Source organism: Bacteroides sp. RTP31139st1_H2_RTP31139_211217, from assembly GCF_040227615.1.
GTDB classification, from domain to species: Bacteria; Bacteroidota; Bacteroidia; order Bacteroidales; family Bacteroidaceae; genus Bacteroides; species Bacteroides uniformis.
This window is the reverse complement of sequence record NZ_JBCNZM010000226.1, coordinates 1-4,557: the sequence shown is the minus strand read 5'-3', so window position 1 is coordinate 4,557 and position 4,557 is coordinate 1. Positions and strand designations below refer to the sequence as shown.

General features: G+C 45.7%; 4 protein-coding genes. All 4 read right to left on the bottom strand.

The window, feature by feature from the left end; genetic code table 11:
* Positions 1 to 229 precede the first annotated feature (229 nt).
* Positions 230 to 1,477: a DUF1015 domain-containing protein gene (locus ABUA47_RS22445; protein WP_035448199.1), complete on the bottom strand. Its 1,248-nt coding sequence runs from the start codon at positions 1,475 to 1,477 to the stop codon at positions 230 to 232.
* 216 nt (positions 1,478 to 1,693) lie between these two features.
* Positions 1,694 to 2,617, bottom strand: a complete 924-nt coding sequence (locus ABUA47_RS22440) for an NAD(P)-dependent oxidoreductase (protein ID WP_035448197.1) — start codon at positions 2,615 to 2,617, stop codon at positions 1,694 to 1,696.
* 110 nt (positions 2,618 to 2,727) lie between these two features.
* On the bottom strand, positions 2,728 to 3,795 hold the full coding sequence (serC, locus tag ABUA47_RS22435; RefSeq protein WP_005828105.1) for a 3-phosphoserine/phosphohydroxythreonine transaminase: 1,068 nt from the start codon (positions 3,793 to 3,795) through the stop codon (positions 2,728 to 2,730).
* 274 nt (positions 3,796 to 4,069) lie between these two features.
* Positions 4,070 to 4,557: DbpA RNA binding domain-containing protein (locus ABUA47_RS22430; RefSeq protein ID WP_349832081.1), on the bottom strand; the 488-nt coding region annotated here is incomplete at its 5' end.

Here is a 4,557-nt window from a genome sequence, read left to right as displayed (position 1 = left end):
CAGCATCCGGGAAGCCTTTACGCCCACCACCCTCCCACAGTCAGAAAGTATCCAGATTCCTTGCTTTTATCTCCTACTGATTCTGACCATTCCGCTTTTCATCCTGTTTGACCGGTGGATGAGAAAACTGTATTTCAAACATCACACTCCTAAGCTTCCAGAGTTCTGAACGAAAAACGGGGATGTCTTTTAGTGGAAGACATCCCCGTTTCAGTTTATATCAATTCATTTAGTCCAGTTTATGAATCACCAGTCCCGAACGCAACTTCGGCTCAAACCAAGTTGTCTTGGGAGGCATGATGTTGCCCGTATCGGCGATGTCCATCAGCTGCTTCATGGAAACGGGATAGAGGGCCAATGCCACTTTCATCTCACCACTGTCCACCCGCTTCTTCAACTCTCCCAGACCACGGATGCCGCCTACAAAGTCAATACGCTTGTCGGAACGGAGGTCTTTGATGCCGAGCACTTCATCCAGTATCAGATTGGAGGAGATGGTTACATCCAGTACTCCAATGGGGTCGTTATCATTATAAGTACCCGGTTTGGCAGTAAGGCTGTACCACTTTCCGTTCAAATAGAGGGAGAAGTTATGCAGTTCGGACGGCTTATAGATGTCCTCACCTTTCTCCTCCACAATGAAATTCTTGCCCACAGCAGCCAGAAACTCTTCGGGAGTCATGCCGTTCAAGTCCTTCACCACCCGGTTATAGTCAATAATAGTCAACTGGTTGGCAGGGAAGCACACAGCCATGAAGTAGTTGTACTCTTCGTCACCACGGTGATTGGGATTTTGCTTGGCTTTCTCCGCACCCACCAAAGCGGCAGCGGCACTGCGATGATGCCCATCGGCAATGTAGAGAGCGGGCATTTGGGCAAACTCTTGGGTAATGGCATCAATGTCCTCCTGCTTGTCTATAATCCAGAAGGTATGGCCGAAACCGTCACCCGGAGCGATAAAGTCGTATACCGGTTTCCCCGCTGTATAACGGGAAATGACGGCATCCAGTGCAGCGTTATCGGGATAGGCAAAGAATACGGGCTCAATGTTGGCATTGTTCACGCGGACATGCTTCATACGGTCCTCCTCTTTATCACGACGAGTCAACTCGTGCTTCTTGATAACGCCGTTCATATAATCGGGAACATAGGCACCGACAACAAGACCGTACTGTGTCTTGCCGTTCATGGTCTGGGCATAGACGTAATAGTTTTCTTTATCGTCCTGCACCAGCCAGCCTTTCTCCTGGAACATACGGAAGTTCTCTGCAGCTTTCTGATAAACACGTTCGTCATGCTCATCCGTACCGACGGGAAAATCTATTTCCGGCTTGATAATATGATATAGGGATTTTTCATTACCTTCCGCTTCTGCACGTGCTTCTGCAGAATTCAATACGTCGTAAGGACGGGACGCTACTTGTTCCACCAAATCCTGAGGGGGACGAATCCCTTTAAAGGGTTTAATTATAGCCATAAGAGAGTGTTTTATATGGATTATTGAGGTTTCTTTTTCACGAAATATCTTACCAGATAAATTGCACTACCTAATATCAGTACAATAGATACGCCCTCGCAAAAACCGAGGGCGAAATCTGACAATTCATTTCTGAATATACTACTTAATGAAAATATACCAGCACCTATTGCTAAATAAAGAACTGAACATTTATAGGTAGTCTTACTATTCATCTCATTTCCTGTTTACGCGGAACTTCTCGCAACCGTCTTTCAGGAAGCCTACAATCTGCTTGGCAGCGGCAATACCTGCGTTGATATTGGCTTCGGCAGTCTGGGCACCCATCTTTTTCGGTGTAGAGAAATAACGTCCGGCAAACTTGGCTGCAAATGTTTCATTGGCAGCAGGCATAATGTCGGTCATGTATTTCAAGTCGGTACGCTCTTCCATCAGCTGGATAAGCTCGGCTTCATTGATGACTTCCTTACGGGCTGTGTTCACCAGCAGTCCACCTTTCGGCATCTTGTTCACCAATGCATAATTGATGGAATTCTTCGTTTCGGCAGTTGCAGGAATATGCAGGGAAACGACATCGCAAGTAGAGTAAAGCTCTTCAGCAGAACCCACAGCCTTCACTCCATCCTTCTCGATTACTTCTTTCGGGCAGAAAGCGTCGAACGCATAAATCTCCATACCGAAGCCTTTGGCAATACGGGCTACGTTGCGCCCCACGTTACCATAAGCGTGGATACCCAGTTTCTTGCCCATCAGTTCAGTACCGGAAGTACCGTTATACATATTACGGACAGCCATCACCATCAAGCCGAAAGCCAACTCGGCCACAGCATTGGAGTTCTGTCCCGGAGTATTCATTACACATACATTGTGGGCAGTAGCTGCTTCCAGGTCCACATTGTCATAACCGGCACCGGCACGCACCACAATCTTCAGTTCCTTGGCGGCATCCAGCACTTCAGCATCAATGATGTCACTGCGGATAATGATAGCGTTTGCATCTTTCACAGCCTCCAGCAGCTTGGCTTTTTCACCATATTTCTCCAGCAGCACGAGTTCGTAACCTGCTGCTTCTATTTCTTTACGGATACCGTCTACTGCCACTTTGGCAAACGGTTTGTCTGTTGCAACTAATACTTTCATAATTTCATGATATTAAAAAGACTCACCACAGATGACACAGATTATCACAGAGTTTAATCATAAAAACAATCTGTGCAAATCTACGTAATCTGTGGTGAAAAACAATATTATTAATGAAGTTTCTCAAATTCCTGCATGCAGTCAATCAAAGCCTGCACGCTTTCCTTTGGCATGGCATTATAGCAGGATGCACGGAATCCACCTACAGAACGGTGTCCCTTGATACCTACCATACCTCTTTCGGTAGCGAACTTCAAGAAGTCAGCTTCCAATTCCTTGTATTCGGGAGCCATCACAAAGCAGATGTTCATGCGTGAACGGTCTTCTTTGGCAGCTGTACCCACAAACATTTTGTTACGGTCAATTTCAGCATACAGCATATCGGCCTTTTCGATGGCACGGCGTTCCATTTCCTTCACGCCACCCTCTGCCTTAATCCAGCGCAATGTCTGCAGGGCTGCATAGATGGGGACAACGGGAGGAGTATTGAACATAGAGCCGCTATCCACATGCGTCTGATAGTTCAGCATGGTCGGGATATAGCGGGATACCTTACCCAGCGCGTCATTCTTCACGATGACGAATGTAACACCGGAAGGAGCCAGATTCTTCTGCGCACCACCATAGATACAGATATATTTGGATACGTCGATGGGACGGGAGAAAATATCAGAAGACATATCGGCCACCATCGGAACGTTTACGTCCAAATCCTCTTTCAGTTCCGTACCGTAGATTGTATTGTTGGTAGTGATGTGGAAATAGTCTGCATCAGCAGGCACTGTATAGTCCTTCGGAATATAAGTATAAGTAGATTCAGCGGAAGAAGCGACTTCAACTACTTCACCGAATGCCTTAGCTTCTTTCATGGCTTTCTTGGCCCATACACCCGTATTCAGGTAAGCAGCTTTCTTTTCAAGGAAGTTGAAGGGTACCATGCAGAATTCCAAACTGGCACCACCGCCCAAGAACAGTACCGAATATCCTTCGGGGATATTGAGCAATTCTTTGAATAATGCCACAGCTTCGTCCACAACGGGTTGGAAGTCTTTGGCACGGTGGCTGATTTCCATCAGTGAGAGGCCTGAGCCATTGAAATCAAGAATAGCTTGTGCCGTATTCTCAATCACCTCACGAGGAAGGATAGAAGGTCCTGCATTGAAATTATGCTTTTTCATTTGAAGTTTGTTTTGGTTATACAATTTCGTTCATTAATGTCTTTCGACTTTGCGAAATTACGGAAATATTTCTTCAAAACAAACCTTTCCTGATGAAATTCTATTTTTAAGCCGCATTTAGCTTACTTTTTAATGGTTTATACAAGATATATGCACCATTTTGTTATCTTTACTTATCAAGGATAATACTTTTAGAGAAACTAAAAGCAAGGCGGTTTCATTACTTCATATTCAAAAGAATAAGCGCAAATAAAATGAATATTTATAAGATAAATCACTTTGCTTCCTCGATAACAGTTTTCATTCCCTTGATTTTTTCACCGCGTACCAGCGTCAGCAATTGTTTCATTTTACTGCGGCGCACGGCTACAAAGGCATAGTGTTCCTTTACGTCCACCTGCCCGACATCTTCACGCGCCATTCCTCCTTTCTTATACAAGAAGCCGACAATATCTATCTTGTTCAACTTATCCTTTTTCCCTTTACCTACATATAAGGTAGCCCATCGGGGCTTGGCCGGTTTGGGAAGCGTCTCCGGAAACTCGTACATTGCGATGTCTTCAGAAATATACTCGGGTACCCGCTCCTCGGCATGCAGAACAAGATATGCATTTCCCGATGCCTCCCAACGGGCGGTACGTCCATTACGGTGTGTATAGGCTTCCTCGTTTACGGGAGGATGGTAATGCACCACATTCTCAATACCCGGAATATCCAATCCGCGGGCGGCAAGGTCTGTAGATATCAGCACAGCGCAACTGC